29 protein-coding genes are annotated in these 26,328 nt (G+C 59.8%); 12 read left to right on the forward strand and 17 right to left on the reverse strand.

The genetic code is table 11. From position 1 onward, the window contains the following. Nucleotide 1: 1 nt before the first annotated feature. Genes BUC04_RS01570 through BUC04_RS01595 form a run of 6 tightly spaced genes read right to left on the reverse strand, consistent with a single transcriptional unit; the run spans nt 2 to nt 4,020 of the window. A complete protein-coding gene (locus BUC04_RS01570) occupies nt 2-1,477 on the reverse strand; it encodes a monovalent cation/H+ antiporter subunit D family protein (protein WP_067654457.1) in 1,476 nt (491 codons plus the stop codon). Nucleotides 1,478-1,480: 3 nt separating this feature from the next. Continuing rightward, nucleotides 1,481-1,921 carry a cation:proton antiporter subunit C gene (locus BUC04_RS01575; RefSeq protein ID WP_082766527.1) on the reverse strand — a complete coding sequence of 147 codons (441 nt, stop codon included), beginning with the start codon at nt 1,919-1,921 and terminating at the stop codon, nt 1,481-1,483. Then, on the reverse strand, nt 1,918-2,919 hold the full coding sequence (locus BUC04_RS01580) for a DUF4040 domain-containing protein (RefSeq protein ID WP_067654460.1): 1,002 nt from the start codon (nt 2,917-2,919) through the stop codon (nt 1,918-1,920). The genes BUC04_RS01575 and BUC04_RS01580 overlap by 4 nt, the downstream gene beginning before the upstream one ends. After that, nucleotides 2,916-3,278, reverse strand: coding sequence for a monovalent cation/H(+) antiporter subunit G (gene mnhG, locus BUC04_RS01585; RefSeq protein WP_067654868.1), 363 nt, complete (start codon nt 3,276-3,278; stop codon nt 2,916-2,918). The genes BUC04_RS01580 and mnhG overlap by 4 nt, the downstream gene beginning before the upstream one ends. After that, entirely contained in the window at nt 3,278-3,553 is a 276-nt protein-coding gene (locus tag BUC04_RS01590) for an MrpF/PhaF family protein (protein ID WP_067654463.1), read from the reverse strand. Before BUC04_RS01590 ends, mnhG begins: the two co-directional genes overlap by 1 nt. Next, entirely contained in the window at nt 3,550-4,020 is a 471-nt protein-coding gene (locus tag BUC04_RS01595) for a Na+/H+ antiporter subunit E (RefSeq protein WP_073325513.1), read from the reverse strand. Before BUC04_RS01595 ends, BUC04_RS01590 begins: the two co-directional genes overlap by 4 nt. A gap of 550 nt (nt 4,021-4,570) precedes the next feature. Between BUC04_RS01595 and BUC04_RS01600 the strand changes: the two genes are divergently transcribed. The 5 genes from BUC04_RS01600 (at nt 4,571) to BUC04_RS01620 (ending at nt 7,353) form a co-directional block, all read left to right on the forward strand. Beyond that, nucleotides 4,571-5,086, forward strand: coding sequence for a VOC family protein (locus BUC04_RS01600; protein WP_067654467.1), 516 nt, complete (start codon nt 4,571-4,573; stop codon nt 5,084-5,086). Next, the gene (locus BUC04_RS01605) at nt 5,083-5,526 is read left to right on the forward strand and encodes a DMT family transporter (RefSeq protein WP_067654469.1); all 444 of its coding nucleotides are present in this window, start codon (nt 5,083-5,085) and stop codon (nt 5,524-5,526) included. The genes BUC04_RS01600 and BUC04_RS01605 overlap by 4 nt, the downstream gene beginning before the upstream one ends. Further along, entirely contained in the window at nt 5,523-6,017 is a 495-nt protein-coding gene (locus BUC04_RS01610; RefSeq protein ID WP_067654471.1) for a DMT family transporter, read from the forward strand. The genes BUC04_RS01605 and BUC04_RS01610 overlap by 4 nt, the downstream gene beginning before the upstream one ends. Then, a complete protein-coding gene (locus tag BUC04_RS01615) occupies nt 6,007-6,330 on the forward strand; it encodes a hypothetical protein (RefSeq protein WP_067654473.1) in 324 nt (107 codons plus the stop codon). The genes BUC04_RS01610 and BUC04_RS01615 overlap by 11 nt, the downstream gene beginning before the upstream one ends. Nucleotides 6,331-6,414: 84 nt before the next feature. Then, entirely contained in the window at nt 6,415-7,353 is a 939-nt protein-coding gene (locus BUC04_RS01620; protein ID WP_067654475.1) for a LysR family transcriptional regulator, read from the forward strand. A gap of 173 nt (nt 7,354-7,526) precedes the next feature. On the opposite strand, the gene BUC04_RS01625 is transcribed toward BUC04_RS01620, so the two are convergent. Together BUC04_RS01625 and BUC04_RS01630 are read right to left on the reverse strand one after the other, a co-directional pair. Continuing rightward, nucleotides 7,527-7,973, reverse strand: a complete 447-nt coding sequence (locus BUC04_RS01625; protein WP_067654477.1) for a YybH family protein — start codon at nt 7,971-7,973, stop codon at nt 7,527-7,529. Between the two features lie 34 nt (nt 7,974-8,007). Continuing rightward, complete coding sequence (locus BUC04_RS01630; protein WP_067654479.1) at nt 8,008-8,436, reverse strand: YybH family protein; 429 nt, start codon at nt 8,434-8,436, stop codon at nt 8,008-8,010. Between the two features lie 241 nt (nt 8,437-8,677). Here BUC04_RS01630 and BUC04_RS01635 point away from each other — a divergent pair, with 241 nt between their 5' ends. Further along, the gene (locus BUC04_RS01635; RefSeq protein ID WP_067654481.1) at nt 8,678-9,628 is read left to right on the forward strand and encodes a LysR family transcriptional regulator; all 951 of its coding nucleotides are present in this window, start codon (nt 8,678-8,680) and stop codon (nt 9,626-9,628) included. A gap of 63 nt (nt 9,629-9,691) precedes the next feature. On the opposite strand, the gene gap is transcribed toward BUC04_RS01635, so the two are convergent. Both gap and BUC04_RS01645 read right to left on the reverse strand, forming a co-directional pair. Next, complete coding sequence (gene gap, locus BUC04_RS01640; RefSeq protein ID WP_067654483.1) at nt 9,692-10,702, reverse strand: type I glyceraldehyde-3-phosphate dehydrogenase; 1,011 nt, start codon at nt 10,700-10,702, stop codon at nt 9,692-9,694. A 235-nt stretch (nt 10,703-10,937) separates the two neighbouring features. Next, nucleotides 10,938-11,726 carry a DUF2989 domain-containing protein gene (locus tag BUC04_RS01645; RefSeq protein ID WP_067654485.1) on the reverse strand — a complete coding sequence of 263 codons (789 nt, stop codon included), beginning with the start codon at nt 11,724-11,726 and terminating at the stop codon, nt 10,938-10,940. A 209-nt stretch (nt 11,727-11,935) separates the two neighbouring features. Here BUC04_RS01645 and BUC04_RS01650 point away from each other — a divergent pair, with 209 nt between their 5' ends. Genes BUC04_RS01650 through BUC04_RS01665 form a run of 4 tightly spaced genes read left to right on the forward strand, consistent with a single transcriptional unit; the run spans nt 11,936 to nt 14,546 of the window. Further along, a complete protein-coding gene (locus BUC04_RS01650; RefSeq protein WP_067654487.1) occupies nt 11,936-13,360 on the forward strand; it encodes a glyceraldehyde-3-phosphate dehydrogenase in 1,425 nt (474 codons plus the stop codon). Nucleotides 13,361-13,402: 42 nt separating this feature from the next. After that, nucleotides 13,403-13,891, forward strand: coding sequence for a TlpA family protein disulfide reductase (locus tag BUC04_RS01655; RefSeq protein ID WP_067654489.1), 489 nt, complete (start codon nt 13,403-13,405; stop codon nt 13,889-13,891). A gap of 59 nt (nt 13,892-13,950) precedes the next feature. Continuing rightward, on the forward strand, nt 13,951-14,274 hold the full coding sequence (locus BUC04_RS01660; protein ID WP_067654491.1) for a hypothetical protein: 324 nt from the start codon (nt 13,951-13,953) through the stop codon (nt 14,272-14,274). Beyond that, on the forward strand, nt 14,274-14,546 hold the full coding sequence (locus tag BUC04_RS01665) for a YeaC family protein (protein WP_067654493.1): 273 nt from the start codon (nt 14,274-14,276) through the stop codon (nt 14,544-14,546). The genes BUC04_RS01660 and BUC04_RS01665 overlap by 1 nt, the downstream gene beginning before the upstream one ends. Before the next feature lie 398 nt (nt 14,547-14,944). On the opposite strand, the gene ansA is transcribed toward BUC04_RS01665, so the two are convergent. Both ansA and sppA read right to left on the reverse strand, forming a co-directional pair. Further along, nucleotides 14,945-15,955 carry an asparaginase gene (gene ansA, locus BUC04_RS01670; protein WP_067654494.1) on the reverse strand — a complete coding sequence of 337 codons (1,011 nt, stop codon included), beginning with the start codon at nt 15,953-15,955 and terminating at the stop codon, nt 14,945-14,947. Between the two features lie 84 nt (nt 15,956-16,039). Beyond that, entirely contained in the window at nt 16,040-17,872 is a 1,833-nt protein-coding gene (gene sppA, locus BUC04_RS01675) for a signal peptide peptidase SppA (RefSeq protein WP_067654496.1), read from the reverse strand. Nucleotides 17,873-18,025: 153 nt separating this feature from the next. Between sppA and BUC04_RS01680 the strand changes: the two genes are divergently transcribed. Together BUC04_RS01680 and BUC04_RS01685 are read left to right on the forward strand one after the other, a co-directional pair. Continuing rightward, nucleotides 18,026-20,050: an NADPH-dependent 2,4-dienoyl-CoA reductase gene (locus BUC04_RS01680; RefSeq protein ID WP_067654498.1), complete on the forward strand. Its 2,025-nt coding sequence runs from the start codon at nt 18,026-18,028 to the stop codon at nt 20,048-20,050. Between the two features lie 152 nt (nt 20,051-20,202). After that, a complete protein-coding gene (locus BUC04_RS01685) occupies nt 20,203-20,661 on the forward strand; it encodes a VOC family protein (protein ID WP_067654500.1) in 459 nt (152 codons plus the stop codon). An 86-nt stretch (nt 20,662-20,747) separates the two neighbouring features. On the opposite strand, the gene BUC04_RS01690 is transcribed toward BUC04_RS01685, so the two are convergent. The 5 genes from BUC04_RS01690 to ubiG form a co-directional block, all read right to left on the reverse strand. Next, complete coding sequence (locus tag BUC04_RS01690) at nt 20,748-20,984, reverse strand: 2Fe-2S iron-sulfur cluster-binding protein (RefSeq protein WP_067654503.1); 237 nt, start codon at nt 20,982-20,984, stop codon at nt 20,748-20,750. After that, a complete protein-coding gene (gene nrdB, locus BUC04_RS01695) occupies nt 20,981-22,117 on the reverse strand; it encodes a class Ia ribonucleoside-diphosphate reductase subunit beta (RefSeq protein WP_067654504.1) in 1,137 nt (378 codons plus the stop codon). Before nrdB ends, BUC04_RS01690 begins: the two co-directional genes overlap by 4 nt. Nucleotides 22,118-22,126: 9 nt before the next feature. Further along, nucleotides 22,127-24,409, reverse strand: coding sequence for a class 1a ribonucleoside-diphosphate reductase subunit alpha (nrdA, locus tag BUC04_RS01700; RefSeq protein ID WP_067654506.1), 2,283 nt, complete (start codon nt 24,407-24,409; stop codon nt 22,127-22,129). Between the two features lie 380 nt (nt 24,410-24,789). After that, nucleotides 24,790-25,449: an HAD family hydrolase gene (locus BUC04_RS01705; protein WP_067654508.1), complete on the reverse strand. Its 660-nt coding sequence runs from the start codon at nt 25,447-25,449 to the stop codon at nt 24,790-24,792. Then, nucleotides 25,446-26,162: a bifunctional 2-polyprenyl-6-hydroxyphenol methylase/3-demethylubiquinol 3-O-methyltransferase UbiG gene (ubiG, locus tag BUC04_RS01710; protein WP_067654509.1), complete on the reverse strand. Its 717-nt coding sequence runs from the start codon at nt 26,160-26,162 to the stop codon at nt 25,446-25,448. Before ubiG ends, BUC04_RS01705 begins: the two co-directional genes overlap by 4 nt. Nucleotides 26,163-26,328 lie beyond the last annotated feature (166 nt).

Consider the following 26,328-nt stretch of genomic DNA (forward strand, 5'->3'; position numbering starts at 1 on the left):
CTCATCCTTGCACCCCAAACAGACCTTGTGCGGTCATCTCTGCGATCCCGACGGTAAAGCGGGTATCAATCCCCAGATAGATATTGGCGAACACCAGGATCCACACCGGCAGCAGGAAGCCCATTGGCACCTCCTCCCGTTGTGTACCGGGCTCCGGTGGCTGGAAGTAAGCCACCTCGACAATGCGCCACACATAAATCACCGCCAGCATAGAGCTGAGCAGCACCAAAACCACCACCGGCCACCAGCCTTGCTCCAGCAGGGCCAGCACCAGGTACCATTTGCTGACAAAGCCAACGGTGAGAGGAACACCGATCAGGCTTAAACCGCCCACCACGATGGCCGCCATGGTCAGTGGCATCCGCTGGCCCAGGCCCTTGAACTGGCTCAGCTCGGCACTGCCGATGCGGTACACCACCGCCGCCAGGGCCAGGAACAATGCCCCCTTCATCAGGCCGTGGTTGAACATGTGCAGCAGGGTGGCTACCAATCCCAGCTCACTGGCCAGGCTGAAGCCGAGGATCATGTAGCCGATCTGCGCCACGCTGGAGTAGGCCAGCAGTCGCTTGACGTTGGTTTGGTAGATGGCGATCAGCGAGCCGGCGAAGATCCCCGCCAGACCCAGCATCAGGTGGATCTTCTGCAGCGGCAGATGCTCAAACGAGAAGGTGACCCCGTAGATGTCGAACACGAACCGCAGCATTACGTAGAGCGCCACCTTGGTGGCGGTGGCCGCCAGGAAGGCGGTCACCACCGAGGGCGCGTAGGCATACGCATTGGGCAGCCACAGGTGCAGCGGGAACACCGCCAGCTTGAGGCAGACACCGACGGAGAAGAACGCGAAGGCGGTAAACAGGGTGCGGGTGTGGGCGACTTCCGGCAGGCGCTGGGCCAGGTCGTGCATGTTCAGCGTGCCGGTCATCATGTACATCAAGCCGATGCCGATGAGGATAAAGGTGGCGCCGATGGTGCCCATGATCAGGTACTGATAGGAGGCCCAAAGTGCCCGGCGGTCCTTACCCAGGCCCACCAGGGTGTAGGTGGCCAGGGAGGAGATCTCCAGGAAAACGAACACGTTGAAGGCATCGCCGGTGGCCAGAATGCCCATCAGGCCGGCCATGCAGAGCAGGTAGGCGATGTAAAAGTAGAGCTGGCTCTGTTCCGGCAGTTCTCGCTCGATGCTGTACTGCGCGGCCCAAAGCACCAGGGTTCCGACACCGGAGACCAGCACCAGCAGGAAGGCGTTGAGGGCATCGATGCGGTATTCGATCCCCCAGGGTGCCTGCCAGCCGCCCAGTTGGTAAACGATGGGGCCGCTGTCGATCACCTGGGCGATCAGCAACAGGCTGATGGCAAACGCCAGGCCACAGGCCATCATACAGAACAGCCACAACAGTCGGGTGGGCCGTAAAAGAAGACAGGCCGGTGCCGCCATCAGCGGAACGATCACCTGCAATATGGGAAGGTGGGCTAACACGATTTAACTGTCCTTGTTTCCAACTTTGCGCTGAGGTTCACCCTCTAGCTGCGGTTGCGGCTCTAATTGCACCACCTCTGCAGGTGTCACACTGGCCCCATTGTCGATGGTCTGGATCTCGTCCTCCTCCACCGTGCCGTAGGCTTCGCGGATCCGCATCACCAGGGCCAAACCCACTGCAGTGGTGGCGATCCCCACCACGATGGCGGTGAGGATCAACACGTGGGGCAGGGGGCTGGAGAAGCTCTGGTAGCCCTCGGCCAGGATCGGGGCGGTGGCGCCATCGACGTTGCCCATGCTGATGTAGAGGATGAACACCGAGGTTTGGAAGATGCTCAGGCCCATCAGTTTCTTCACCAGGTTGCCGTGGGAGATAACGATGTAAAACCCGATCATCATCAGGATGATCACCACCCAGTAGTTGTACTGCGCTAACAGATTCACTTCGCCCCCTTGGACTGCATCGCCCGCTCAAAAAAGGTGAAGAACAGCAGGATGATCACCGCGGTGACCGTCACCCCAACCCCCAGTTCCACCAGGAAGATCCCCATGTGCTGGCCGGACAGGGGATCCGCCGCCAGGGCGTCGTAATCCAAAAAGGCCTCGCCGCTGAGCATGGAGACCATGCCGACACTGCCGTACAGCAGTACCCCGAGGGCGGAGATAAAGCGGATGACGGGCATCGGGAAGATCCGCTGGGCCCGCTCCAGGCCGAACACCATGGCGTAGAGGGCGATGGCGGCGGCGAAGATCACCCCGGCCTGGAAGCCACCGCCGGGGCCAAAGTCACCGTGAAACTGGACATAGAGGGCAAACAGCATGATGGGCGGGATCAGCAGTTTACTGGCCACCCGCAGGATGCGGTGATCCGGGAAAGCCTCATCACCGTCCTGATGCTGACGCTTTTTGCGAATGCCCACCGCTGGGCCACCAAGCAGTGCCAGCACGCCGATACCGGCGGTGAAGATCACCACGGTTTCGCCAAAGGTGTCGTAGCCGCGGTAGCTGGCCAGTACCGAGGTCACCATGTTGGGGATCCCGATCTCCTCCATCGACTCCTCGATGTAGTAGCTGGAGACCTGTTGCTGTACCGGGGTGTTGGGATCGCCAAACATCGGCATATCGATCAGGCCATAGAACAGCAGGCCGCCAGTGAGAAACACCACCACCAGGGCGGCTTTGGGCTGGATGCTGTCGGCCTTCTCAAACCGGCTGGTGACCATCAGCGCCGCCAGCATCAGCAACGAGGAGATCCCGGCACCCACGGCGGCTTCGGTGAAGGCCACATCCACCGCGTCCATGGTGACGAAGAACACCGCAGAGACCAGGCTGTAGAGGCCACAGAGCATGACCGAGGAGAACAGGTCCTTGGTGCGGGCGATGGTCAGGGCCAGCAACACCAGGAAGCTGAGCAGCACCACATCAATGACAAACTCGATCATTGTTTGATCTCCTTTTGTCCTTGGCTGGCTTGCGCTTCTTTGGGACTGCCCTGCGGGCCCAGCAGGGGAGCCAAGCCGCCTTTACGCGCGGCCTTGGCCAGGGCATGGGCAGCGGTGGGGCTGGTAAGGGGAATGAACACCAGGATGAAGCACAGCTTGGCGATCACCAGCCAGTGGATGCCGGGCTGGAGGATAAGGCCAAGTACCAGCAAGCCGCAGCCCAGGGTGTCGGTGACGCCGGCGGCGTGCATTCGGGTATAGAAATCAGGAAAGCGGAACAGGCCGACGGCGCCAATGAGGCAGCAGCCACAACCGGCAATAATCAGGGCTGCGCTGAGCAGCGATAACAGCTCGGTCATCATTGGGCCTCCTCCTCTTGCTGTTCGTGTTGCTCGAAGAAGCGCAGCACACCGACCACACCGATGAAGTTGATCAGGGCGTAGACCAGGGCGATATCAAGAAACTCCGGTCGACCATTGAGAAAGCCAAACACCGCGATGAGCAAAACCGTTTTGGTGCCAAAGATGTTTACCGCCAGGATCCGGTCATACATGGTGGGCCCCAGCACAGCCCGCAACAGCGCCAAGGCCATCGAAACCAGTACCGCAATGGCGGCCACGGCAAATACCGTCATTGGCTTAACTCCTTAACCCGTTGAATAACCGAAACCTCTTGCAGTGCGGCGATGTCGTCATGGTGCAGAGCGTGCACCGTAATAGTGGTTTCATCGATATCCAGGGTGAGGGTACCGGGGGTGAGGGTGACCGAGTTTGCCAGCATTACGCGGCTGGCATCGTCCTCCAAAGGGTGCTCCAGCACAGCGACCGCCGGGGCCAGCTTCTTGGGGCCCTGGATGACCAGCTTGATCACCTGCCAGTTGGACAGCAGCAGCTCCTTGATGAGCCAACAGAAATAGCGTGGCAGTCGGCGGGCGAGATGCAGCGGGTAGGGCTCTTCATCCACCAGCTCCATACGGTGGGCCAGCCACATCACCAGGGCGATGGAGGCGACACCGAGAGCGAGGATAAAAGAGGTGTAATGACCTGAATTTAAAAGCCAGATCAGGGTTAAGCAGAGCAACAAGGAGAGTGTATATCGCATCCGACTGCGTTCCGCATCCTTACAAACCAGATGCCCAATTTATACCACGCAACAGGGCGGCAACACTACGTCTTCAATTACTTGAATTGCGGTCACATGTCACATAATGGTTTGATATCACAGGTGATTATTTCTGAAACCTATCAAGTTATGGCGGAAGTGGTTGAAATGGCCTGTTTCCAATAGCTTAAGGCCTTCAACCCGATCCCTCTGAACCACAGGCAGATAGGGCCTCTGAGGTCATCGGTACAGCAAGAAATCATCCCAGCCTGGTCGTCGGGATTGAAGAAAGAAGGATGTTCTTGGCGAGGGAATGCTGCTCTGCCTGCACATCGATCTCTTTCCCGCCATTTGTGCAAAAGCTGCATAAGTACTGTTCCGCTTGCCTGCTTTTTCAAAATCCACGCTTCCCTACAATGCTGCCCATTCGCTGGGGCAAGCCCAATCAGTTGCAAGGCCCAAGACAGGAACTCGAGTAAAGGTTTCTGTTTGTGTTGGCCTTAACCCGGGCTTTCCCAACCCCTATTCGTTCGTAACGAGGAGAGCAGTCATGGCCATCCCAGGACTCAAGACCCCAGATCACATCGGTTTTACCGTACCCAACCTGGCAGAGGCGATTGCCTTCTTTCAGCAGCACTTTGGCTTTGAGCTGGCCTACGAGTTTGGCCCCTTTGCCTCGGATGACAGCTGGATGGCGGATCACCTCAACGTCGATCCCCGAGCTGAGATCAGCAAGATTGCGGTGATGAACGGTAACAGCATCAACCTCGAGATCTTTGAGTATGCCGACACCGTGGCTCGCAACAAGGTCGCGCCCAACAACGCCGACATCGGTGGCCATCACCTGGCGTTCTACGTTGATGATATGGCAGCGGCGGTGGCCTACCTCAAACAGCAGGGGCTTACCGTGTTGGGTGAACCGACGCAGATGACTGAGGGGCCGAGCGCAGGGGAGTCCTGGGTGTACTTCCTGGCGCCCTGGGGTATGCAGTTGGAGCTGGTGTCTTACCCCGCCGGCAAGGCCTATGCCCGTCACTCCGACGTTGCGCTGTTTGACCCACGATGAACCTTCTATTTATCGCGCTTATCGTGGCGGCAGGCATGGGGCTGTCGTTTGAAGCGGGCCTGCTGGGCCCGCTGGGTGAAGAGGTGGGCCACCTCTGGGCCACCCTCAGCATATTTGGTGTAGGCACCGCCCTGTTATGGCTGATCCGCTTGTTTAGCCCGGAAGGGCGCTTTACCGACTGGAACAGCATCCCAAAATGGCAGCTGGTGGGGGGATTGCTGGGGCCTATCTATGTGGTAGCCCTGACCCTGTCGACGCCGGTTTTGGGGGTCACCATGACGATGATCTGCGTGTTGCTGGGGCAGGTGACCAAGAGCGTTGCCATCGACAGCTTTGGCTGGTTTGGCGCGCAAAAACAGGCGTCCAATCCATTGCGATTACTGGGCCTGGGCTTTGTGGGTTTGGCCTTATGTTTTGTCTACCTGGGGGCGCAATCATGACGCTGATTATCTTACTTGCGGTCGCCTCCGGGATGGCACTCAGTGCCCAGGCGGCGATCAACGGACGGCTGGGGGCGCGGGTTGGGGTGATTGAAAGCGCGCTACTGACCTTTGCCATGGGCACGGTGATCACCGGTTTACTGATCTTCTTTTTTGAACCCAGCTACGACGCCACCTTGCTGACCGTGCCCAAGTGGCAGTTAGCCGGCGCGCTGTTTGGCATCGTCTACATGATTGTCATGGTAGCGGCGGTGCCCAAGGTGGGCGTGACCATCGCGACAGTGGCAACCATCTTGGGCCAGATGAGCATGAGCCTGGTAATCGACACCCTGGGCTGGCTGGGTAACGCGCCCATCGAACTGAATTATTGGCGACTGGCGGCCATGGCCTGCATCGCCCTGGCACTGGTGTGTATCTACCTTGCCAACCAACAACCTGCGTCGACCGCGCAGGAAACTGAACTGAAAGAGGAGCCGCTGCATGTCAGCTAAAACACTGATCGTCTTCTTCAACTTGAAGCCCAATACCACCGAAAGCGATTATCTGAATTGGGCCAAAGAGGTCGACCTGCCGACGGTTAATCAACTGGGCAGTGTCTCATCGTTCGAGGTATTCAAGGGGCTGACGATGTTTGGCGAACAGAAGCCCTCGCCCTGGCAGTATTTCGAGGTGATCCACATCGCTTCTGAACAGGCCTTCCTGGCGGATGTTCAAACCGAGGAGATGCAGAAGGTGGTAGCCCAGTTCAACGCCTTTGCCGAGGATGCCCACTTTATCGTGACCGAGAACATCCTGGCGGCCTGATTATCAGACACCGAAGCAAGCCCGGCGTGGCTTGCTTTTTTTATGGTCGCTACATAGGCTTGCCCCATCGACAAGGAGAAGCTGGTGAACTACGACGTTTCTTTGTTGGAGATCAAGCTGTTTCTCCTGACCACCCAGCTGGGTAACTTCTCAGAGGTGGCCCGCCGGGAGAACATGAACCCCTCCTCGGTTTCCCGCAAGATCGCTCAGCTTGAAAAGAAGGTGGGCACCAAGCTTCTGCATCGCCACACACGTTCCATTTCGCTGACCGACGAAGGGCTGGCCTTCAGCAAGTTTTGTGGCGAGGCCATCGGCCAATACGAGCGGGTAGTGGGACAGATCGAACAGCGGGCGGATACCCCCCGTGGCACGGTCAAGATCAGTGCGCCGGTGGCCTTTGGTCGCTTACACATCGCCCCCTACCTTCCTGAACTGCTGGCGCGCTACCCACTGCTTAAGCTAGAGATCCACCAGACCGACGCCTTTATTGATCCAGCAGCGGAAGCGGTCGATCTGATGATCCGCATCGGGGTCCCGCAGGACTCCTCGCTGAGGCTGAAGCGCTTTGGTCTTCAGCGCTTCGTGATGGCGGCCAGTCCGGCCTACCTCAAGGCCCATGGCACACCTCAGCTGCCGGAGGATCTCAAACACCACAACTGCTTGGTGTTTAAAGGCCAGACCGGGTTGCAACGCTGGTATATCGGCAAGGAGACGCTGGTGCCTTACGAGGTGAGCGGGTCGACCTACGGCAACAACGCCGAGACCCTGGTAACGGCGGCGGTGGGTGGCAGTGGCATCGTGCTGTTTCCCACCTGGCTGATTGGCGAGCAGCTGGCCAATGGTGAGCTGGTGGCTGTCTTGGCGCAGTACCAGGTCTCCACCAGTACCGAGCAGCAGGTGATCAGTGCGCAGTACCTGGACACCGCCAAGCTGGCCACCAAGGTGCGGGTGCTGATCGACTTCCTCGCGGAGAAGTACCAACACCCCAATCACCCTGGGCTTTGCTATTGGGACAGAGGGTAGGGGGTCTTTAGCCTATCTATCCAAGGGCCTTGCTCTTTGTCGTCACAAAACATGAGCAGCGATCATGAGGCCTGTCTCGGCCGGCCACATAACGCGCAAGGTAACGCGCAACGAAAAGCCGCTGCACTGCAGCGGCTTTTCCTGTTGCCCCTTCAGGTCTAACGCCATCTGGCTTAACCGCGGAACGGGTTGCGCATCTCCGACACGTTCTGCCAGCGGCCATCACGCTTTTGCCAAACCGAGTTGTATTTGAATACCTCAGTTTTCTGGCCGGGCAGCTTGACGTTAGCCAGGCCCCAGGCCCAGGCCATGTCCTGCGAGTCACTGACAAAGGCCTCCACCGGCTCCCACTCGAATGCGGCATCCTCCAGCTCGAGGAAGGCCTTAAACATCGCCATCTGTTGCTCGCGGCCCCGTAGGATCTGGCCATCGAAGTCGAACAGCAGACCGTTTTCATCAAGTCCTGCAGCCAGGGCATCCAGGTCTTTCGTCGCCAGGGCGCGATAGAGCTTGCGCTCCATCTCCAGGATCTCCTGCACCTGCGGTGTGTCCTTGAACATGGGGGTGCGCAGTTTGGTGGTGTCTGTGATGGTCAGGGTGTCATTGACGATAAATTGCATCTTGGTCTCTCTCATTCGGTCTAGTGACAACAGGTCAGTCGTTGTTGTTTCGGATCTCAGCGGCCACCTTCCATTGGCCGTTCTCTTTCACCCATACCGAGACGTACTTGCCGTGTCTTTGCTTGCCGTCGGCGTCGGTGATGGTGATTACCCCATGAACCCAGCCCATGTCGTCCGAGGCACTGACCTGGGCTGACACCGGCTCCCAGAAGAAGCCGCCGTTGCCTTGACCACCTTCGGTTTGGGCGCCGGAGTCTGACTCACTGCGGCTTTGTTCTGGTTGTTGAGCCAGGGCAGCGTCGTACACGTCGCTGGCCAGCTTGGCCTCGCTGCCAGGGGAGAACATCAGGGCATCTTTGGCGTGCAGTGCTTTCATCCAGGCTATGTCTCGCGCCATGGTGCGGCGGTAGGCTTCCCGTTCGAGCTCCATCAAGGTCTGTTCGCTTTGGGTCTGGGCGTTCATGGCAATGTCTCCGGGTGAGTAGGTTGGCAACGGGGTCAATTATCCCCGCCGCTAGCTGTGGCCAACAGCCCCTAAACCGGCACCTTATTCGTGCCTAAATGGCACTAATAAGCGGAGGATTGTTGTGCTACCGGACCTGACTGCGGCCATCTAGGGCTTGTTGGTTGTAGGGTGGCTAGGAGCTTGTGCAAAAACAGCACTAAAATCCGAACAGGACGTCCTTGTGCCAGGGGAAGCGAGTATGGATCTGACCGGCCGATTACTGTTGTTGCTGGATGTGGTAGAGCGGGGCTCCTATGCCAAGGCGGCGGAGCTTCGAGAGATCGACCGTTCGGTGGTCTCCAAGCAGATCGCCAAGCTGGAGCAGGAGCTGGGGGTGCGCTTGCTGAACCGGACCACCCGCAGCTTTGCCTTGACCGAGGCGGGCAGTGAGGTGGTGAATCGAGCGCAACTGCTGCGCCAGACCCTGGCGGAAACGGTAGAGGCGGCCAAGCGGGCACACCAAAGGCCGACGGGAGTGTTAAAGATCGCCACCATGTCGGCCATGGCACGTCATATCCTGCGTCCGGTGATCCTGGCCTACCAGCAGCGCTACCCCGAGGTGGTTATCGAGCTGCGGGTCGACAATCGCATGGTGGATATCGTGGGGGAGGGGTTTGATATCGCGTTTCGGATTGGCGAACTGCAGGATTCCACCTTGATTGCCCGCTCTATCGCCCGCACCCGCCAGTTGCTGGTGGCTTCCCCCGGCTATCTGGCCCGCCATGGCACGCCCAACACGCTAGAGCAGCTTCAGGCACTGCCTGCTGGCGGCTACGTGGTGGACAGCTACCGGGAAACCCATTTGGACTACCTGGATGGCGACGGACAATCGCAGCAACTGCCAATGAACATCCGTTACTACACCAGCGACATCGAACTGTTATTGCAGCACGCCGTCGATGGCCAGGGACTGGTGCTGGTGCCTTCCTTCTTGATTCGGGATGAGATCGCCACAGGGCGTCTGGTTGCCGTAATGACCCAGCTGACACTGCCGGATTTTCACGATCTCTATGCCGTCTACCCTCATCGCGATCTGCCCCGGCGCACCCGGTTGTTTCTCGATGCGGTGATGGCGCACATCGGTGACGGCACCCCCGTGTGGGAGCGGCGGATCCCCGGTTTTGACAGGATGTACGGCCACAGCGGCTAGGTAGAATGCAGGCACAAAAAAACGCCGGCCTAAGCCAGCGTTTTTTGTTTCAGCCTTGCGGGCTTACTTGGCGTTCATCAGCGCCACGGCGTTGTCCAACATGCGGTTGGAGAAGCCCCACTCGTTGTCGTACCAGGACATCACCTTGACCAGGCGACCGGAGACGCGGGTTTGGGTGGCGTCGAACACGGAGGAGGCCGGGCAGTGGTTGAAGTCGGAGGACACCAGCGGCTCGTGGTTCACGTACAGTACCTCGGCCAGGACCGGATCGGCGGCAACCGCCTTCTCGATGATGGCGTTGATCTCTTCCACGCTGGTGTCTTGCTTGGCGATAAAGGAGAGGTCAACCACGGATACGTTCAGAGTCGGAACACGTACCGCGCCACCGTCCAGTTTGCCAGCCAGCTCAGGGATCACCAGGCCAACCGCAGCAGCAGCGCCGGTCTTGGTGGGGATCATGTTGGCTGCAGCAGCACGGGCACGACGCAGATCGCTGTGGTACACGTCGGACAGACGCTGGTCGTTGGTGTAGGCGTGCACGGTGGTCATCAGGCCGCTTTCGATGCCAACGGCATCGTGCAGTGCCTTGGCGAAGGGCGCCAGGCAGTTGGTGGTGCAGGAAGCGTTGGAGATGACGGTCATGTCGGCGCTCAGCACGTCCTGGTTCACACCGTAAACCACGGTAGCGTCAACCTCTTTGCCCGGAGCAGAGATGATCACCTTCTTGGCACCCGCATTGATGTGGGCAGAGGCCTTCTCTTTGGTGGTGAAGATCCCGGTGCACTCGAATACCACGTCAACGCCCAGCTCGGCCCAGGGCAGTTCAGCCGGATTGCGCTCGGAGAAGGTCTTGATCAGGTCGCCGTTGATCTTGATGCCACCCTCAACCTGTTCAACGTCGGCGTTGAAGCGGCCATGTACGGTGTCGTACTTGGTCAGGTGCGCATTGATGGCGGCGTCGCCCAGATCGTTGATGGCCACGATCTGGATGGGGTAATCCTTGTTGCTCTCGTACAGAGCCCGCACTACGTTACGACCGATACGGCCATAGCCGTTAATGGCAACTTTAATCATCCTAGTGTTTCCTAGTTAAGTTAGCAGTTCAATCTGTAGTAAATTTACAGCAAATTCTCGCCCCATCAAAGGGATTACGGGCAATTTGTCGGTAATAGAACAGAAAAATCCCGCCGAGTGGCCACTGCTTCTCAACTTTAGTACAGCACCGGGCCCTTACCTGGCCCGGATCGCCAGTGTGTTGTGCTTCAGAGCCACAACTGCACAGCAATTAAGCAGTTAAAATGAAATTGAATTACAGATTAAACTGTTTTGGATCCCACTGGCCGGACTTGAGACCTTGCTCAATCAGCTCAACCTTGGCCATCAATTGAGGCACCTGCCGTGGGTCGAGCTGATGATGGCGTGCCAGAGCATTGGCGCTGAAACTGCGATCCTTTCGGTGCGCCAGTGCGGCGAACAAAAAGGCCTGCTCAGGCTTGCCGAGGGCTGTGTAGGCCTGGCTCAACGAGTCCCACTCCAGCGGGGATTTTGAGGCCTGTTGCGGTGCCAACAGAAGGTATTGCAACAGGTGATGGCGGGTCTTTTCCGGGTCGCGGCCACTGAAGTAGAGGCCCGCCAGGCGGTGGCCAATCTCGCCGCTTACCTGGCCTTTTGCCTCGCCTTCGAGGAAGCGTTCCAGCCCTGCCTGGTTCTTAAAATGCATCCAGTGATAAAGACTTAGGCTGGGATCCGGGTGTTCGGCAGTGTCCTTGAGGCGCTGCTCCAGGCTCTGGTTTGCCTGCAGGTACCAGTGCTCGCGCAGACTGCCGCTGGTTGACACTACCTGGGCCACTGAGGCCATGCACTCAACGTGTTCCGACAGCAGTACCAATTGGGCCAACTGACCGTCAGGGGAGGGGGGCACACCGGCCTCGGCACGGCTGCGAATGAGCGCAGCCCGGCTGGCGTTACACCAGCCCCGATCATTCAGGTCCTGGCAGAGCTGCGGTTGCTGCTGACACAGCGCCGCTAAGGGGGTGGTGTCCTGGCATGCCACCAGGCCCAGGGGGATAAGACACGCAATCCATTGCAGTTTCTTCATGACGGTTAATTACCAAAATACGGCCATCCGTGCCGATATTTATGTTGGTAAGCAACAGGTTAGCAAAACCACCCAAGTGGTCAAGCTCTATGCTTTCAGCGTAAAATAGTGTCAGCAACAGGCCGTTGTCGCATCGAGGTTCTGGCCTCGATGAAACCTGCCTGTCCCTCAATCGTGTATTTAGCTGCTGCTGATTAGGAACCCCCAATATGACCGCTGATAAACACCTGCAAAGCTGGCAGGAACGCTTTGAACTGGCCGAGGCGATGCAACCCCTGCTGGGTAAGCTGTATCGCAATCAGGGCGTTGAGGTATTGATCTACGGGCGTCCGCTGCTCAATGCTTCCACCATTGATATCACCAAGGCACACCGCCTGGTGAAGAAATATGAAGGCGATAAGCTGCGTCTTCGCGACAGTTTCCCCTTTGTCGAAGCCCTGAGCCGCTTGAACGTTAAGCACGCTCGTGTCGACATCGGCAAGCTGGCGGTCAACTACTGGCGTAACCACACCGACGGTTCCGAGATCGACGCCTACATGGCGGAGCAGCTGGCACCGGCGCTGAACAAAGAGATTGAGCCCCGTGACGTGGTGCTGTACGGCTTCGGTCGTATCGGTCGCCTGCTGGCTCGTCTGCTGATTGAGCGCACCGGCGTGTCCAACACCATGCGCCTGAAGGCGATTGTGGTGCGCGGCGGTCGTGACGGTGATCTGGAGAAGCGTGCCAGCCTGCTGCGCCGTGACTCTATCCATGGCCCGTTCAACGGCTCCATCGAGGTGGATGCTGAGAACAATGCCATCATCGCCAACGGCACCTACATCCAGGTGATCTACGCCAACAGCCCGGACCAGGTGGACTACACCCAGTACGGTATCGACCGTGCCCTGGTGGTGGACAACACCGGGATCTGGAAGGACGAAGAGGGCCTGGGCTTGCACCTGAAGTCCAAGGGCGTTGAGAAGGTGCTGCTGACTGCACCGGCCAAGGGCGAGATCAAGAACATCGTCCACGGTGTTAACGACAGCATGATCACCGAGCAGGACAACATCCTGTCCGCGGCGTCCTGTACCACCAACGCCATCACCCCGGTGCTCAAGGCGGTGTACGACAAGTTCGGGATCCGCAGCGGCCACGTGGAAACCGTGCACTCCTACACCAACGATCAGAACCTGATCGACAACTACCACAAGGCCGAGCGCCGTGGTCGCAGCGCCCCGCTGAACATGGTGATCACCTCCACTGGTGCCGCTAAGGCCGTGTCCAAGGCGTTCCCTGAGCTGAAGGGCAAGCTGACCGGTAATGCCATCCGGGTTCCGACCCCAAACGTCTCCATGGCGATCATGAACCTCAACCTGGAGCAGGCCACCACTCGTGAAGAGATGAACGAGTTCCTGCGCTGGACTGCGCTGCACAGTGATCTGCAAAACCAGATTGATTACACTGCCTCCACTGAGATCGTATCCACTGACCTGGTGGGCAGCCGTTTCCCGGGCATCGTTGACTCTGAAGCCACCATCGTTGATGAAGACCGTGCCGTACTGTACGTCTGGTACGACAACGAGTTCGGCTACAGCTGCCAGGTGATGCACGTGATGCAGGAGATCCTGCAGGTCACCAACGTGGTTCTGCCCTAACCGGCAGCACCAAGGAGAGCCGGCCTCGAGCCGGCTTTTTTTATGCTGAAAAACCTGTCGCTTTACCTGCTTGTTGGGGTGTTGGCCCTGGCCCTGGGTGGCTGGGCTCGTGGTCTGATGATGGCGCCGCTGGACACCCAACTGCCGGAACAACGCTTGCCCACGCTGGCCGGCACATCGACGTCACTGCTTGACCCTGACGGACCACAACTGCTCTACCTGTTTGCCCCCTGGTGCACCTTCTGTAAGGCCACGGTGGACGATGTGCTCGACCGGCAAGGGCAGGGGGCTTCGATGGCGGCAGTGGCGCTGTCCTACCAGAGTGTTGACGAGGTGGCGGAGATGGTGGGGGAACACCCGCAGCGTCACCAGGTGCTGCTGGGTGGCCCGCAGTTATCGAGCCAGCTGGGGGTGCGCGGTTTCCCCAGCTACGTGATTGTCGATGCACAGGGCCACCTGCTGTGGCGTCGCAGCGGTTACATGCCAGATTGGATGCTGGGGCTCTACCTGCGCTGGCACAAGGTACTGTGATTGGCTTTGACCTGTGTCACAGGTATATTGGTGGCCCCTGAATCAACATGGAGTGCCCGATGGCGTTGATCCATTGCGCGGCGTGCGGGAAGCGTATTTCCAGCAAGGCCCCCCATTGTCCCCATTGTCAGCACAGCCTGTCGTCCGATCCTGAGGCGGTGGAGCGTGCCCAGCGGATCCGCAATATCCGTAACGAACAAAAGCTGATGAACCACAGCTTCCTGGCGCTGTTTCTCTTCGTCGGTGGCTTTGCCATCTGGTGGTGGGGCGGCGAAGCCAACGAGAACTGGCGTCAGCCGGTGGGCGTGGGCTCCATGGTGCTCGGCTTCTTAGGCTACCTGGTGACCCGGGCCCGGATCATCCTCAGTCGGAGGCAGCGCTGATGGAATGGCAACAGATGATCGACAGCCTCACTCCCGAGTTGGTGGAGCGGCTGCAGTACGGCGTGGAAACCGGCAAATGGCCCGATGGTACGCCGTTGACCGATGAGCAGCGCGACAGCGCCATGCAGGCAGTGATGTTGTGGCAGGCCCGCCATGATGACCAACACCAGCACCTCACCGTGGGCAGCGGCGGCCAGCTTAACCAACTGTCCAAGGCGGAGCTCAAGCGCCAGTTTGTCGAAGAGCCCATTACCCGATTGAAGCCGGAGTAAACGGACAGAATCAAAAAAAGCGCCCTAAGGGGCGCTTTTCTCGTCTTATTTAAGTTTACGGTTGATATAAGCTTGCCGTCTTAACTCTTTGATAATGACTTTGCCGGGTTGCCGGCAGCAACCAATGGGGCGTCCCGCCCCCTTGGAACCCCCGCTTGCCTCCGGCCGTCGCTTTTCCTCACTCTCATGGCCAAAGTCTGCGGCTCTGGCTTGAGTCGACATCCCTGTCTCCGCAAGCCACTCAGGCCATCCTGGCCTTCGACCTTATCTTTGACCACTTCGCTCGGGCGACTCCAAGTCGGCGAAGAGCTGGCGGGTCACATATTGCCAGTGTCTTAAAAGAGCTACGGAGGTGCCCTTAGCAACTCTAGAGGGGACTTTTGCTATCTGAACCGGGGCTACTGGCTTAATTCGCCGCGCAGGGATTGCTGCATCAGGGCCTGGCGCTCGGCAAAGCTCAATGGCTGGGACAGTAAGAAGTGCAGCTTGGTTAGCGCCGCTTCGGTGGTCATATCAAAGCCGGAGATAACGCCGCTGCGGGACAGGGCGTTGCCGGTGGCGTAGCCGGCCATGTTGACCTTGCCCTGCAGGCACTGGGTCAGGTTAACCACCAGGATCTCCCGTTGCTGCGCTTGTGCCAGCAGATTGAGTAGATCCGCCCGCTCCGGTGCGTTACCGACGCCGTAGGAGAGCAGGATCAGTGCCCGTACCGGCTGTTGCAGCAGATTGGCGATGACCTCGGTGCTGATCCCAGGGTAGAGGGTGACCACACCGATCGCCTGGGGGGTGATCGGGTGTACCGTCAGCGGGGTGTTTTCGTCACTGGGCAGGGCCGGGTGACCGGGGCGGATCTCGATGCCTGCTTCCAGCAGCGGCGGCAGATTGGGGCTGTCGAAGGCGGCGAAGCCGTCGGCGTGCACCTTGGTGGCACGGTTGCCCCGCAGCAGCACGTTGTTGAAGAACAGGCACACCTCGGGGATCGGGTAGTTGGCCGCCAGGTACAGGGCATTGAGCAGGTTTTGCTGACCGTCGCTGCGCAGCTGCGCCAGCGGGATCTGTGACCCTGTGACGATCACCGGCTTGTTCAGTCCTTCCAGCATAAAGGAGAGCGCCGAGGCGGTGAACGCCATGGTGTCGGTACCGTGCAGGATCACGAAGCCATCGAACTGGTCGTAATGGGCCTGGATGTCGTCGGCGATCAGCTGCCAGTCGTCCGGGCTCATGTTGGAGGAGTCGATCAGGGCGTCGTACTCGTGGATCTCAAACGCCGGCATCTCCTGGCGCTGAAACTCAGGATTGGCCTTGACGCTTTCGGTCAGGAAGCCGGCGACCGGGGCGTAGCCCTGTTCGGTTCGCTGCATACCGATGGTGCCGCCGGTGTAGGCGACGTAGATGCGTTTGCGCGGCATGGTATAGCCCAAAGGATTGAAGATGCCGGGATTATAGCGGTGAATGGGGGAAAAGAAAGCCCGGCGGATGCCGGGCTTGTGAGGTTAGAGTTCGCTGCCGCACTCGAGGCAGAGCAGGTAGAGATGCTGGGGATCATCCAGGGTCAGCTGCTGCTTCAGTGGCGCCAGGAACTGGTGCGCCAGTTTGCTCCAGCTGGCGTTGTGGCTCTGCGGCAACCAGGCCTGGGCTTCACCCAGCAACTGCTGGATAAACTCCTGCTCCGGGCTCAGGGTGGGGCCGATGATGCGCTGCTGGAAATCATCCAGTTGCGCCAGGGCAGCGGCTGTCTCCACGGCCTGATCCAGATCGCCCAGTTCATCTACCAGGCCGATACCCAGCGCCGCCTGGCCACTCCAGACCCGGCCCTGGGCGATGTTATCCACCTCGTCGACGCTGAGGCCACGAGCCTCCGCTACCAGCTCGATGAAATCGCGGTAGCCCTTGTCCATGTTCAGCTGCAGGATCCGCTTGAAGCCATCGGGCAGGGGGCGCAGCACGCTCAGGCCGGCCATTTCGGTGGTAGCGACGCCGTCAACGGAGACACCGATGGCGTCCGCCGCGTCCTCAAAGGTGGTGATCAGGCTGATGATGCCGATGGAGCCGGTAATGGTGTTGGGCTGGGCGTAGATATGATCGGCATTGGCCGCGATCCAGTAGCCACCGGAGGCTGCTACGCTGCCCATGGAGGCCACCACAGGTTTACCGGCCTGCTGCAGGGCCACCACTTCCTGGCGGATCTGCTCAGAGGCGTAGGCGCTGCCGCCGCCGCTGTCGATGCGCAGCACCACGGCTTTCACGTTGTCGTCCTGACGGGCTTCGCGCAGCAGTCGGGCAGTGCTGACGCCACCGATGGTGCCGGCAGGCTGTTCGCCATTGAGGATGGTGCCCTTGGCGACGATGATGGCCACCTGCTGATCGCCGTTGGGCGGCAGGGTGGGGCGAACATGGCCCAGGTAGCCATTGAGGCCAATCGCCTTCAGTTCATGTTCTTCACCCTTGCGGTGACCAAACTGGTCAAACAGGGCCTGGCGCATCTCGATGTCAGTGGCCAGGCTGTCCACCAGGCCGCCGGCCAGGGCCAGCTTGGCAAAATCACCGTCTTGCTGTTCCAGCACTACGGCCAATTGATCCAAATCCAGGTTCAGTGCGGCCGGGTCCAGGGTGCGGTTGGCGCTGACCTTGGCGACGTAGCTGCTCCACAGATCATCCAGCACCGCCTGGTTGGCTTCCTTGGCCTCGTCGGACATGCTGTCGCGGGTGTAGGACTCGGCGAAGGACTTGTACTTGCCAACCCGGAACAGGTGGGTTTTGACCTTCAGCTTCTCCAGCACCTCTTTGTAATAGAGGCGGTAGATCCCCATCCCCTCGATGGCCACCATGCCGCCGGGGTTGAGCTGGATCTCGTCGGCGAAGCTGGCCAGGAAGTAGTTGCGCTGGTCCAGGTAGCCCGCCTGCATCAGTACTGGCTTGCCGCTCTCTTTAAACTGCTCAATCGCCTTGCCGATGTCGTCCAGCTTGGCCATCCCTGCTTGCAGCGAGCCGGGCTTGAGCACCAGACCGGCGATGCGGTCATCCTCACCGGCCTCGCGGATCGCCAGCAGGATGTCGGCCAGCAGGATCTCACGGGGGGCATCACTGCTTTGGGTGATCATCTCCAACGGATCTTGATGGCGCTTCTGTTCGACCACGATGCCATCGAGGTTGAGCACCAGCGCAGAGCCTGGCTCCAGCTCCACGGTGTCGTCCTGGCTCAGACCCACCAGCAACAGGCCGAGCAGGCCAAAGAACACCAGGTTGACGATGATCTTGCGCAGGGTGTTGAAGACCGAGCCGAGTAAGCGGAAAAAGCGCCCAATCAGAGAGGGTTGTTTTGACATAAGTGTCCATCCAAAAAGGGTATCTTCTCTATGCTATCCCAACCGGCCGCCAACCGGGAGTGGGAATTGTAACGCTTTATATTGGTTGATGACTTGAGCTTCTAAGAGCCTCGCTATAGTCTAGAACAAAGGTTTTAAACAGGTGTTTAAAGGATGAATAACCCGTACCCCCATATGTTGGCGCCCCTGGACCTGGGCTTTACCCAATTGAACAATCGGGTCCTGATGGGCTCGATGCACACCGGCCTGGAGGAGGAGAGTGGCGGCTTTGCCAAGCTGGCCGCCTTCTATGCTGAGCGGGCCAAGGGGGGCGTGGGCCTGATGGTGACGGGGGGGATCAGCCCCAACTTCCGTGGCCGCCTCTATCCCCAGGCCAGTCAGCTCTCCTTCCCCTGGCAGGTGAGCAAGCATCGTCAGATCACCGACGCGGTACACCGGGAGGGCGGTAAGATCTGCATGCAGATCCTCCATGCCGGTCGCTATGCCTATCATCCTCTTGCGGTGGCCCCCAGCGCCATCAAAGCCCCCATCTCCCGTTTTAAACCCCGTGCGCTGAGCAGCGGCGGGGTGCGCACCACGGTGCGCCAGTACGTGCGTTGCGCCCGGTTGGCCGCCAAGGCCGGTTACGACGGCGTCGAGGTGATGGGTTCGGAAGGCTACCTGATCAACCAGTTCCTGTGCCGGGCCACCAACAAGCGCAACGACGAATACGGCGGCAGCCTGGAGAACCGCAGCCGGATGGCGCTGGAGATCGTCCGTGGCATTCGCGAGGCGGTGGGCCCCAACTTTATCCTTATCTTCCGTCTTTCCATGCTCGACCTGGTGGAGGGGGGCAACAACTGGGATGAGGTGGTGCAGCTGGCCAAGTGGCTGGAGCAGGCCGGGGTCAGCATCATCAATACCGGCATCGGCTGGCACGAGGCGCGGATCCCCACCATCGCCACCAGCGTCCCGCGGGCCGCTTTTGCCGAGATCACCGAGCGGTTGCGCAAGGAGGTGTCGGTGCCTGTGGTGGCCACCAACCGGATCAACACCCCGGAGACCGCGGAGCAGATCCTCAGCAGCGGCCAGGCGGACATGGTGTCCATGGCCCGCCCGATGCTGGCAGACCCCCATTTCGTTAATAAGGCAGCAGAGAACCAACGGGCAGACATTAACGTCTGCATCGGCTGCAACCAGGGCTGCTTGGACCACACCTTCCAGCTCAAGCGGGCCACCTGCCTGGTGAACCCCTTCGCCTGCTACGAAACCGAGCTGTCGCTGGTGCCAGCCAGCCAGGCCAAGCAAGTGGCGGTGGTGGGCGGTGGACCTGCCGGCATGGCGGCAGCGACCTATGCCGCTGAGCGCGGCCACAAGGTGGTGCTGTTCGAGCAGCGCAGTGAGCTGGGCGGTCAATTTAACCTGGCAGCGCAGATCCCCGGTAAAGAGGAGTTTCACGAAACCCTGGCCTACTTCCGTCACCAACTGAGCAAACACAAGGTGGAGCTTCGGCTGGGCCAGCCAGCGACGCCGGAGCAACTGGCGGCGTTTGACGAGGTTATCCTGGCCACCGGTGTGGTTCCCCGGGTTCCCGGCATCGACGGCGTTACCGGCCCCAACGTGGTGACCTATCAGCAGGTGCTGCGCCAGGAGGTGGAAGTGGGCGAGCGGGTCGCGCTGATCGGCGCCGGCGGCATCGGCTTCGACATGGCGGAGTTTCTGTCCGAACAGCACGAGTCCGCCAGCCTGGACGTGGGCCGCTGGTTGGCTCAATGGGGCATCGACATGGACTACCAGACCAACGGTGGCCTGTCAGAGCGTGACCCGTCGGCGTTTGAGTCTGCCCGCGAGATCTTCCTGGTGCAGCGTAAAACCAGCAAGCCTGGCAAAGGTCTGGGTAAAACCACCGGCTGGATCCACCGGGCGGTGCTAAAGGATCGTGGCATCCAGTTTGTCACCGGCGCCGATTACCAGAAGATCGACGAGCAGGGGCTGTATCTGAGCTGTGATGGCCAGGAGCGGCTGCTGGCGGTGGATACCGTGGTGCTCTGCGCCGGCCAGGAGTCCAACCGTTCGCTGGCGGAGCAGTTGGCGGAGCAGGGCGTGGATTACAAGTTGATCGGCGGCGCCGATGTGGCGGCGGAGCTGGACGCCAAGCGGGCGATTCGTCAGGCTGCCGAGGTGGTCAACGCCATCTAATCCGCTGAGTTGAAACACACTGCGGTGCAATACAAGGAGGCTGGTGAAAACCGGCCTCTTTTTCTATGGTGAAGGCATTAACGTCAGGGGTTTGCCAAGCCATTAAACCCTGTCCAAACCCTTATCTAGCCATCTGAACATGGAGCCCTGCCATGGCCGACCAACCGGAGTGCACCCTCAATCCCTACTTGGTGGTGTCCGATGCAAGCGCCGCCATCGACTACTACCAGCGCCACTTCGGCGCCAAATTGGTGCTGTCGATGCCGATGCCCGACGGCAAGATGGGCCACGCCGAGCTGCAGCTGGGCAACAGTCTGTTGATGCTGGCGGACGAGTTTCCCGACATGGGCTTTCATGGTCCCCACCATTACCAGGGAAGCCCGGTGTCGTTCTGCTTATATGTCGAAGATGCCGATGCGGTGGTGGAGGCCGCGGTGGCGGACGGCGCTGAGGTGCAGCGCCCGGTGGCGGACCAGTTCTATGGCGACCGAGCCGGCACCATCAAGGACCCCTTCGGCCATACCTGGACCATCGCCACCCGCAAGGAGAGTCTGACCGAAGCGCAGATCCAGCAGCGCTTCGCCGAGTTCCTAGCTAAGCAAGCAGAGTGAGGAAGCAGGCAGAGTAGGGAAGCAGGCATATAAAAACGGCGCCCGTTAGGCGCCGTTTTTGTTTGATTGAAGAACTACTCAAAGAGCTACTCCAATTCTAGATCTGTCACCGGGCGGCAGCAGCAGGGCAGGATCTCCCCGGGCCGGGTGTAGGCCATGGGGGCAGTGAGGTAACGTACCTCACCCTGTTTCAGCGTGGTCTTGCAGGCGCCGCAGTAGCCCTGCTTGCACTCGCTGTAGTGCCCGGACAGATGTTGGAGTAGAGGGGTGCCGTCATCGGGGACGCTGATATGCCGCCCCCGATAACGGACCTGATGGCTCACAGGGTGAACCCGGACAGGTCATCCTCTTTGATCTCGCTGTCGATCTGGTTGGTCAGGTAGGAGCTGACCTCCACTTCCTGGGGCGCTACCTGTACCGCATCGGATTCCAGCCACTTGCTCATCCAGGGCAGCGGGTTGGTGCGCTTGTCGAACAGCGGCGCCAGACCGATGCCCGCCATCCGCTCGTTGGTGATGAACTCAACGTAGTCCTCGATGATCTGCTGGTTCAGACCCATCATCGAGCCATCCTTGAACAGGTAACCGGCCCAGGCCTTCTCCTGCTCGGCGGCACGGCGGAAGATCTCGATGGACTCGGCGTGACACTCCAGGGCGATCTCCGCCATCTCCGGATCATCACGACCGTCGGCCATCAGGTTGATCATGTGTTGAGTGCCCACCAGGTGCAGCTGCTCGTCACGGGCGATCAGGCGGATAAGCTTGGCGTTACCCTCCATCTTTTCGCGCTCGGCAAAGGCGAAGGAGCAGGCGAAGGAGACGTAGAAGCGCACCGCCTCCAGCACATTGACCGACATCAGACAGAGGTAGAGCTTCTTCTTCAGGCCACGCAGGGTCAGGTTGACGGTTTCGCCATTGATCTGGTGCTCGCCTTCCCCGAACTGCTGGTACAGCTGGGTGGCTGCGATCAGGTCGTCGTAGTAGAAGGCGATGTCACCGGCGCGCTTGAGGATCTCCTCGTTGACCACGATGTCGTCAAATACCACACCGGGATCCTTAACGATGTTACGGATGATGTGGGTGTAGGAGCGGCTGTGGATGGTCTCGTAGAAGGACCAGGTCTCAATCCAGGTTTCCAGCTCCGGCAGGGACACCAGCGGCAGCAGCGCCACATTGGGGCTGCGGCCCTGGATGGAGTCCAGCAGGGTCTGGTACTTCAGGTTGGACAGGAAGATGTGCTGCTCGTGTGGCGGCAGGGCATTGAAGTCAATGCGATCCTGGGTCACGTCCACCTCTTCCGGGCGCCAGAAGAAGGAGAGCTGCTTCTCGATCAGATCCTCGAAGATGCGATGACGCTGTTGATCGAAGCGGGCCACGTTAACCGGGTTGCCCAGGAACATCGGCTCCTTCAGCGCGTCGTTGGCAATGCGAGAAAAGGTGCTGTAGTTGTGGTTCATGATGCTTCCTTAGATCTTGCAGGCGCCACCGGCGCAGTCGTCGTCGGCAGAGTTGGCTTTGCTGGTCTGGGCGTCGGACTGACCGTCGCGGGTGTTCTGGTAGTACAGGGTCTTGAGACCGTACTTGTAGGCCAGCAGCAGATCGGTCATCAGCACCTTGAGCGGCATCTTATTGCCCTCGAAGCGACCGGGGTCGTAGTTGGTGTTGGCGGAGATCGCCTGGTCGACGAACTTCTGCATCAGGCCCACCAGCTGCAGGTAGCCGGTGTTGCTGGGGATGTCCCACAACAGCTCGTACTGCTCTGCCAGGGTATCGATGCCCGGTACCACCTGTTTCATCACCCCATCCTTGGAGCCCTTCACGCTCACCAGGCCACGGGGCGGCTCGATGCCGTTGGTGGCGTTGGAGATCTGGCTGGAGGTCTCGGACGGCATCAGCGCCGACAGGGTGGAGTTACGCAGACCGAACTCACGGATCTCGTGGCGCAGGCCCTCCCAGTCCAGGTGCAGCGGCTCGTCGCAGATCTCGTCCAACGCCTTCTTGTAGGTGTCGATGGGCAGGATCCCCTGGCTGTAGGTGGTTTCGTTGAACGCCGGGCAGGCGCCTTTTTCCTTGGCCAGTTGGTTTGACGCCTTGAGCAGGTAGTACTGGATCGCCTCGAAGGTCTTGTGGGTCAGGTTGTTACCACTGCCATCGGAGTAGCGCTTGCCGTGCTTGGCCAGGTAGTAGGCGAAGTTGATCACGCCGATACCCAGGGTACGGCGGTTCATGGTGCTGATGTGCGCTGCCTTGACCGGGTAGTCCTGGTAATCCAACAGGCTGTCCAGCGCGCGCACCGCCAGTTCGGCCAGTGACTCCAGCTCGTCCAGGCTGTCGATGGCACCGAGGTTGAACGCGGAGAGGGTGCACAGGGCAATCTCACCGTTTTCATCTTCCAGGTGATCCAGCGGCTTGGTGGGCAGGGCGATCTCCAGACAGAGGTTGGACTGCTTCACCGGCGCCACGGACGGGTCGAACGGGCTGTGGGTGTTGCAGTGGTCGACGTTCTGGATGTAGATACGACCGGTGCTGGCGCGTTCCTGCATCAGCAGGGAGAACAGGGTGATCGCCTTGATCTTGCGCTTACGGATGCTGTCGTCCTGCTCGTACTGTTCGTACAGCTGCTTGAACTTGTCCTGATCGGCAAAGAAGGCGTCGTACAGGCCGGGTACGTCGGAGGGTGAGAACAGGGTGATGTCACCGCCATCCACCAGGCGCTGGTACAGGGTGTGGTTGAGCTGCACGCCGTAATCCATATGACGGATACGGTTGGCCTCGGTACCACGGTTGTTCTTCAGTACCAGCAGATCTTCCACCTCCAGGTGCCACAGCGGGTAGAACAGGGTGGCAGCACCACCACGAACGCCGCCCTGGGAGCAGGACTTCACCGCGGTCTGGAAGTGCTTGAAGAAGGGCAGCAGGCCGGTGTGGAAGGCTTCACCGCCACGGATCGGGCTGCCCAGGGCACGGATGTTGCCGCCGTTGATGCCGATGCCGGCGCGCTGGCTGACGTACTTGACGATGGCCGCGGAGGTGGCATTGATGGAGTCCAGGCTGTCGCCACACTCGATCAGTACGCAGGAGCTGAACTGACGGGTGGGGGTGCGCACGCCACTCATGATCGGCGTCGGCAGCGAGATCTTGAACTGGGACACCGCGTCGTAGAAGCGGGTGACGTACTCCAGTCGGGTCTCTTTGGGGTAGTTGGCGAACAGACAGGCGGACACCAGCATGTAGAGGAACTGGGCGCTCTCAAACACCTCACCGGTCACCCGGTTCTGCACCAGGTACTTGCCCTCGAGCTGCTTCACCGCGGCGTAGGAGAACTTCATGTCCCGCCAGTGGTCGATGTGGCGGTTGAGGATCTCGAACTCTTCCCGGGTGTAATCCTGCAGCAGGTGCGGATCGTAGCGACCGGCCTCCACCAGCCCGACCACATGATCGTACAGGTGCGGTGGCTTGAACTGACCGTAGGCCTTCTTCCTCAGATGGAAGATCGCCAGGCGGGCAGCCAGGTACTGGTAATCCGGGGCTTCTTCGGAGATCAGATCGGCCGCGGCCTTGATGATGGTCTCGTGGATGGCGTTGGTCTCAATGCCATCGTAGAAGTGGATGTGGGCGGCCAGTTCGACCTGGGAGACGGAGACGTTATCCAGGCCGTCGGCGGCCCAGTAGATAACGCGGTGAATCTTTTCGAGATCAATCGGTTCCTTCCGACCGTCCCGCTTGCTGACAAGTAGGTTGCTGTTCATCGCCTATGCGCTCTACCTTGTTGGTTCCCTGAGAGATAAATATCGGGTTTGGGCCCCCATCTGGCATTTGCTGCTATACCGGGCCCGCCCAAAAAGCCGCAGATCCTGCGACACTGCATATTCTGGTTTTGTTGTGCGCAAACACTATATGTTGTGTTGCATTAACGTACCCATACAAGATAGGGCGGTTCGTCGAGGGTTTCAATAGACAAAAATGTGGAAAGTGTGTGCATAACTTGGGAGCAAGTAGGAAGGTTAGTGGCGCCTTACCGTCAATGGCTTGACGCTATTGACGCCACCAGATTGCAAACACTTTTTGGCTTTTTTATTTGTTCGATCCTTTGGTGATCGAGTGCTGTTTTCCTCAACAGTCCAGCGTTTTACAGACCCATCAGCGGCATCAGCTCGCTCGGGCACTGGCACAGATGATCGCCACCCCAGGCCTGGGGTTGATCCTCCGGCCGCAGGTAGCCCCACAGCGCCACCGCACCGGCCATGCCCGCGGCTTGAGCCGCCTGCATGTCCCGCTCAGCATCGCCGACGTAAAGGATCTGGTTGGGATCCAGCCCGATCGCTTCAGCCCCGGCCATCATCGGCTTGGGGTGAGGCTTGGGGTGCTCGAAGGTATCGCCGGCGATGCGGCAGCGGGCCCGGTCCAGGCTGGGCCAGAGGTCCAGCAGCGGCTCGGTCAGCCAGCCCGGCTTGTTGGTGATGATCCCCCAGGGGATCCCGGCACCGTCCAGTCCGCTGATCAGATCCTCCACCCGATGGAAAAGCCGGGTCTCTACCGACAGCGCCTGGCGGTAGGCATCCAGCAGGTGGTGGCGCATCGGCAGGATGTCGGTACGGGCCAGGTTGGCGCCCATGACCGCACCCAGCAGGCCGTTGACCCCATGGGAGCTGACCTGGCTGGCGATGGCCGGGGTCAGTTCCGGATAGCCAAACTGACGGAGCGCCACGTTGGCCGCCGCGCCCATGTCCGGCGCGGTGTCCAGCAAGGTGCCGTCGAGATCGAACAGGATCCCCTGGTATTGGCTCATTCCGCCTCCGGTTTCACGGCATGCAACAGATAGTTGATCTTCATCGACTTGGTCATGGAGAAGGTCCCAGTCAGCGGGTTGTAGGCGACGCCATCGGCGTGCTGCACCTTAAGGCCCGCCTGCTCACACCAGCGGATCAGCTGGGAGGGGCGCAGGTACTTGTCGTAGTCGTGGGTGCCCTTGGGCAGCACCTTGGCGATGCGCTCAGCGCCGAGGATGGTCAGGGCGTAGGCCTGCGGGGTCTTATTAATAGTGGAGAGGAACAGGTGGCCGCCGGGCTTGACCATGGCCGCACAGGCGGCGATCACCGCACCCGGGTCCGGCACGTGTTCCAGCATCTCCATGCAGGTCACCACGTCGTAGTGGTTACCGTGGTGGGCGGCGTGCTGTTCGGCGGTGCCGTTGAGGTAGTCGATCTCCATGCCGCTCTCCAGCGCATGCAGGCGGGCCACCTCCAGTGGTTCCTCACCCATGTCGACGCCGGTGGCCTTGGCACCGCTGCGGGCCATCGCCTCGGTCAGCAGGCCGCCGCCACAGCCGATGTCCACCACGGTCTTGCCAAACAGGCCGTCAGCGTGACGCTCAACGTAGGCCAGTCGCAGGGGGTTCATCTTATGCAGGGGGCCGGAGTGGCCCTCCGGGTCCCACCAGGTGGCTGCCAACTCTTCAAACTTGGCCACTTCCTTGGGATCGACGTTGGGATGCTGATTCATATCTTTGTTACTGCCTGGGTTGAAATTTCGCGATTCGATTATATCGACAGCAAGCCGACAGCGGAATCGGTTCTCAGACTTCTATTGCTATTTGCTTGTGTTAGAATCCGAAATCACTGTTTTTTCCAGTAGGACCGAGGCATGGATCCAGGGGTCTGTGCTGACA

The organism is Ferrimonas marina, assembly GCF_900129905.1.
Lineage (GTDB): Bacteria > Pseudomonadota > Gammaproteobacteria > Enterobacterales > Shewanellaceae > Ferrimonas > Ferrimonas marina.

What these genes read in the sequence shown, in the direction of transcription:
- BUC04_RS01580 (WP_067654460.1), bottom strand. Translation starts at nt 2,919, where the DNA reads ATGATCGAGTTTGTCATTGATGTGGTGCTGCTCAGCTTCCTGGTGTTG.
- mnhG (WP_067654868.1), bottom strand. Translation starts at nt 3,278, where the DNA reads ATGACCGAGCTGTTATCGCTGCTCAGCGCAGCCCTGATTATTGCCGGT.
- BUC04_RS01590 (WP_067654463.1), bottom strand. Translation starts at nt 3,553, where the DNA reads ATGACGGTATTTGCCGTGGCCGCCATTGCGGTACTGGTTTCGATGGCC.
- BUC04_RS01595 (WP_073325513.1), bottom strand. Translation starts at nt 4,020, where the DNA reads ATGCGATATACACTCTCCTTGTTGCTCTGCTTAACCCTGATCTGGCTT.
- BUC04_RS01600 (WP_067654467.1), top strand. Translation starts at nt 4,571, where the DNA reads ATGGCCATCCCAGGACTCAAGACCCCAGATCACATCGGTTTTACCGTA.
- BUC04_RS01605 (WP_067654469.1), top strand. Translation starts at nt 5,083, where the DNA reads ATGAACCTTCTATTTATCGCGCTTATCGTGGCGGCAGGCATGGGGCTG.
- BUC04_RS01610 (WP_067654471.1), top strand. Translation starts at nt 5,523, where the DNA reads ATGACGCTGATTATCTTACTTGCGGTCGCCTCCGGGATGGCACTCAGT.
- BUC04_RS01615 (WP_067654473.1), top strand. Translation starts at nt 6,007, where the DNA reads ATGTCAGCTAAAACACTGATCGTCTTCTTCAACTTGAAGCCCAATACC.
- BUC04_RS01625 (WP_067654477.1), bottom strand. Translation starts at nt 7,973, where the DNA reads ATGCAATTTATCGTCAATGACACCCTGACCATCACAGACACCACCAAA.
- BUC04_RS01630 (WP_067654479.1), bottom strand. Translation starts at nt 8,436, where the DNA reads ATGAACGCCCAGACCCAAAGCGAACAGACCTTGATGGAGCTCGAACGG.
- BUC04_RS01635 (WP_067654481.1), top strand. Translation starts at nt 8,678, where the DNA reads ATGGATCTGACCGGCCGATTACTGTTGTTGCTGGATGTGGTAGAGCGG.
- gap (WP_067654483.1), bottom strand. Translation starts at nt 10,702, where the DNA reads ATGATTAAAGTTGCCATTAACGGCTATGGCCGTATCGGTCGTAACGTA.
- BUC04_RS01645 (WP_067654485.1), bottom strand. Translation starts at nt 11,726, where the DNA reads ATGAAGAAACTGCAATGGATTGCGTGTCTTATCCCCCTGGGCCTGGTG.
- BUC04_RS01650 (WP_067654487.1), top strand. Translation starts at nt 11,936, where the DNA reads ATGACCGCTGATAAACACCTGCAAAGCTGGCAGGAACGCTTTGAACTG.
- BUC04_RS01655 (WP_067654489.1), top strand. Translation starts at nt 13,403, where the DNA reads ATGCTGAAAAACCTGTCGCTTTACCTGCTTGTTGGGGTGTTGGCCCTG.
- BUC04_RS01660 (WP_067654491.1), top strand. Translation starts at nt 13,951, where the DNA reads ATGGCGTTGATCCATTGCGCGGCGTGCGGGAAGCGTATTTCCAGCAAG.
- BUC04_RS01665 (WP_067654493.1), top strand. Translation starts at nt 14,274, where the DNA reads ATGGAATGGCAACAGATGATCGACAGCCTCACTCCCGAGTTGGTGGAG.
- ansA (WP_067654494.1), bottom strand. Translation starts at nt 15,955, where the DNA reads ATGCCGCGCAAACGCATCTACGTCGCCTACACCGGCGGCACCATCGGT.
- sppA (WP_067654496.1), bottom strand. Translation starts at nt 17,872, where the DNA reads ATGTCAAAACAACCCTCTCTGATTGGGCGCTTTTTCCGCTTACTCGGC.
- BUC04_RS01680 (WP_067654498.1), top strand. Translation starts at nt 18,026, where the DNA reads ATGAATAACCCGTACCCCCATATGTTGGCGCCCCTGGACCTGGGCTTT.
- BUC04_RS01685 (WP_067654500.1), top strand. Translation starts at nt 20,203, where the DNA reads ATGGCCGACCAACCGGAGTGCACCCTCAATCCCTACTTGGTGGTGTCC.
- nrdB (WP_067654504.1), bottom strand. Translation starts at nt 22,117, where the DNA reads ATGAACCACAACTACAGCACCTTTTCTCGCATTGCCAACGACGCGCTG.
- nrdA (WP_067654506.1), bottom strand. Translation starts at nt 24,409, where the DNA reads ATGAACAGCAACCTACTTGTCAGCAAGCGGGACGGTCGGAAGGAACCG.
- BUC04_RS01705 (WP_067654508.1), bottom strand. Translation starts at nt 25,449, where the DNA reads ATGAGCCAATACCAGGGGATCCTGTTCGATCTCGACGGCACCTTGCTG.
- ubiG (WP_067654509.1), bottom strand. Translation starts at nt 26,162, where the DNA reads ATGAATCAGCATCCCAACGTCGATCCCAAGGAAGTGGCCAAGTTTGAA.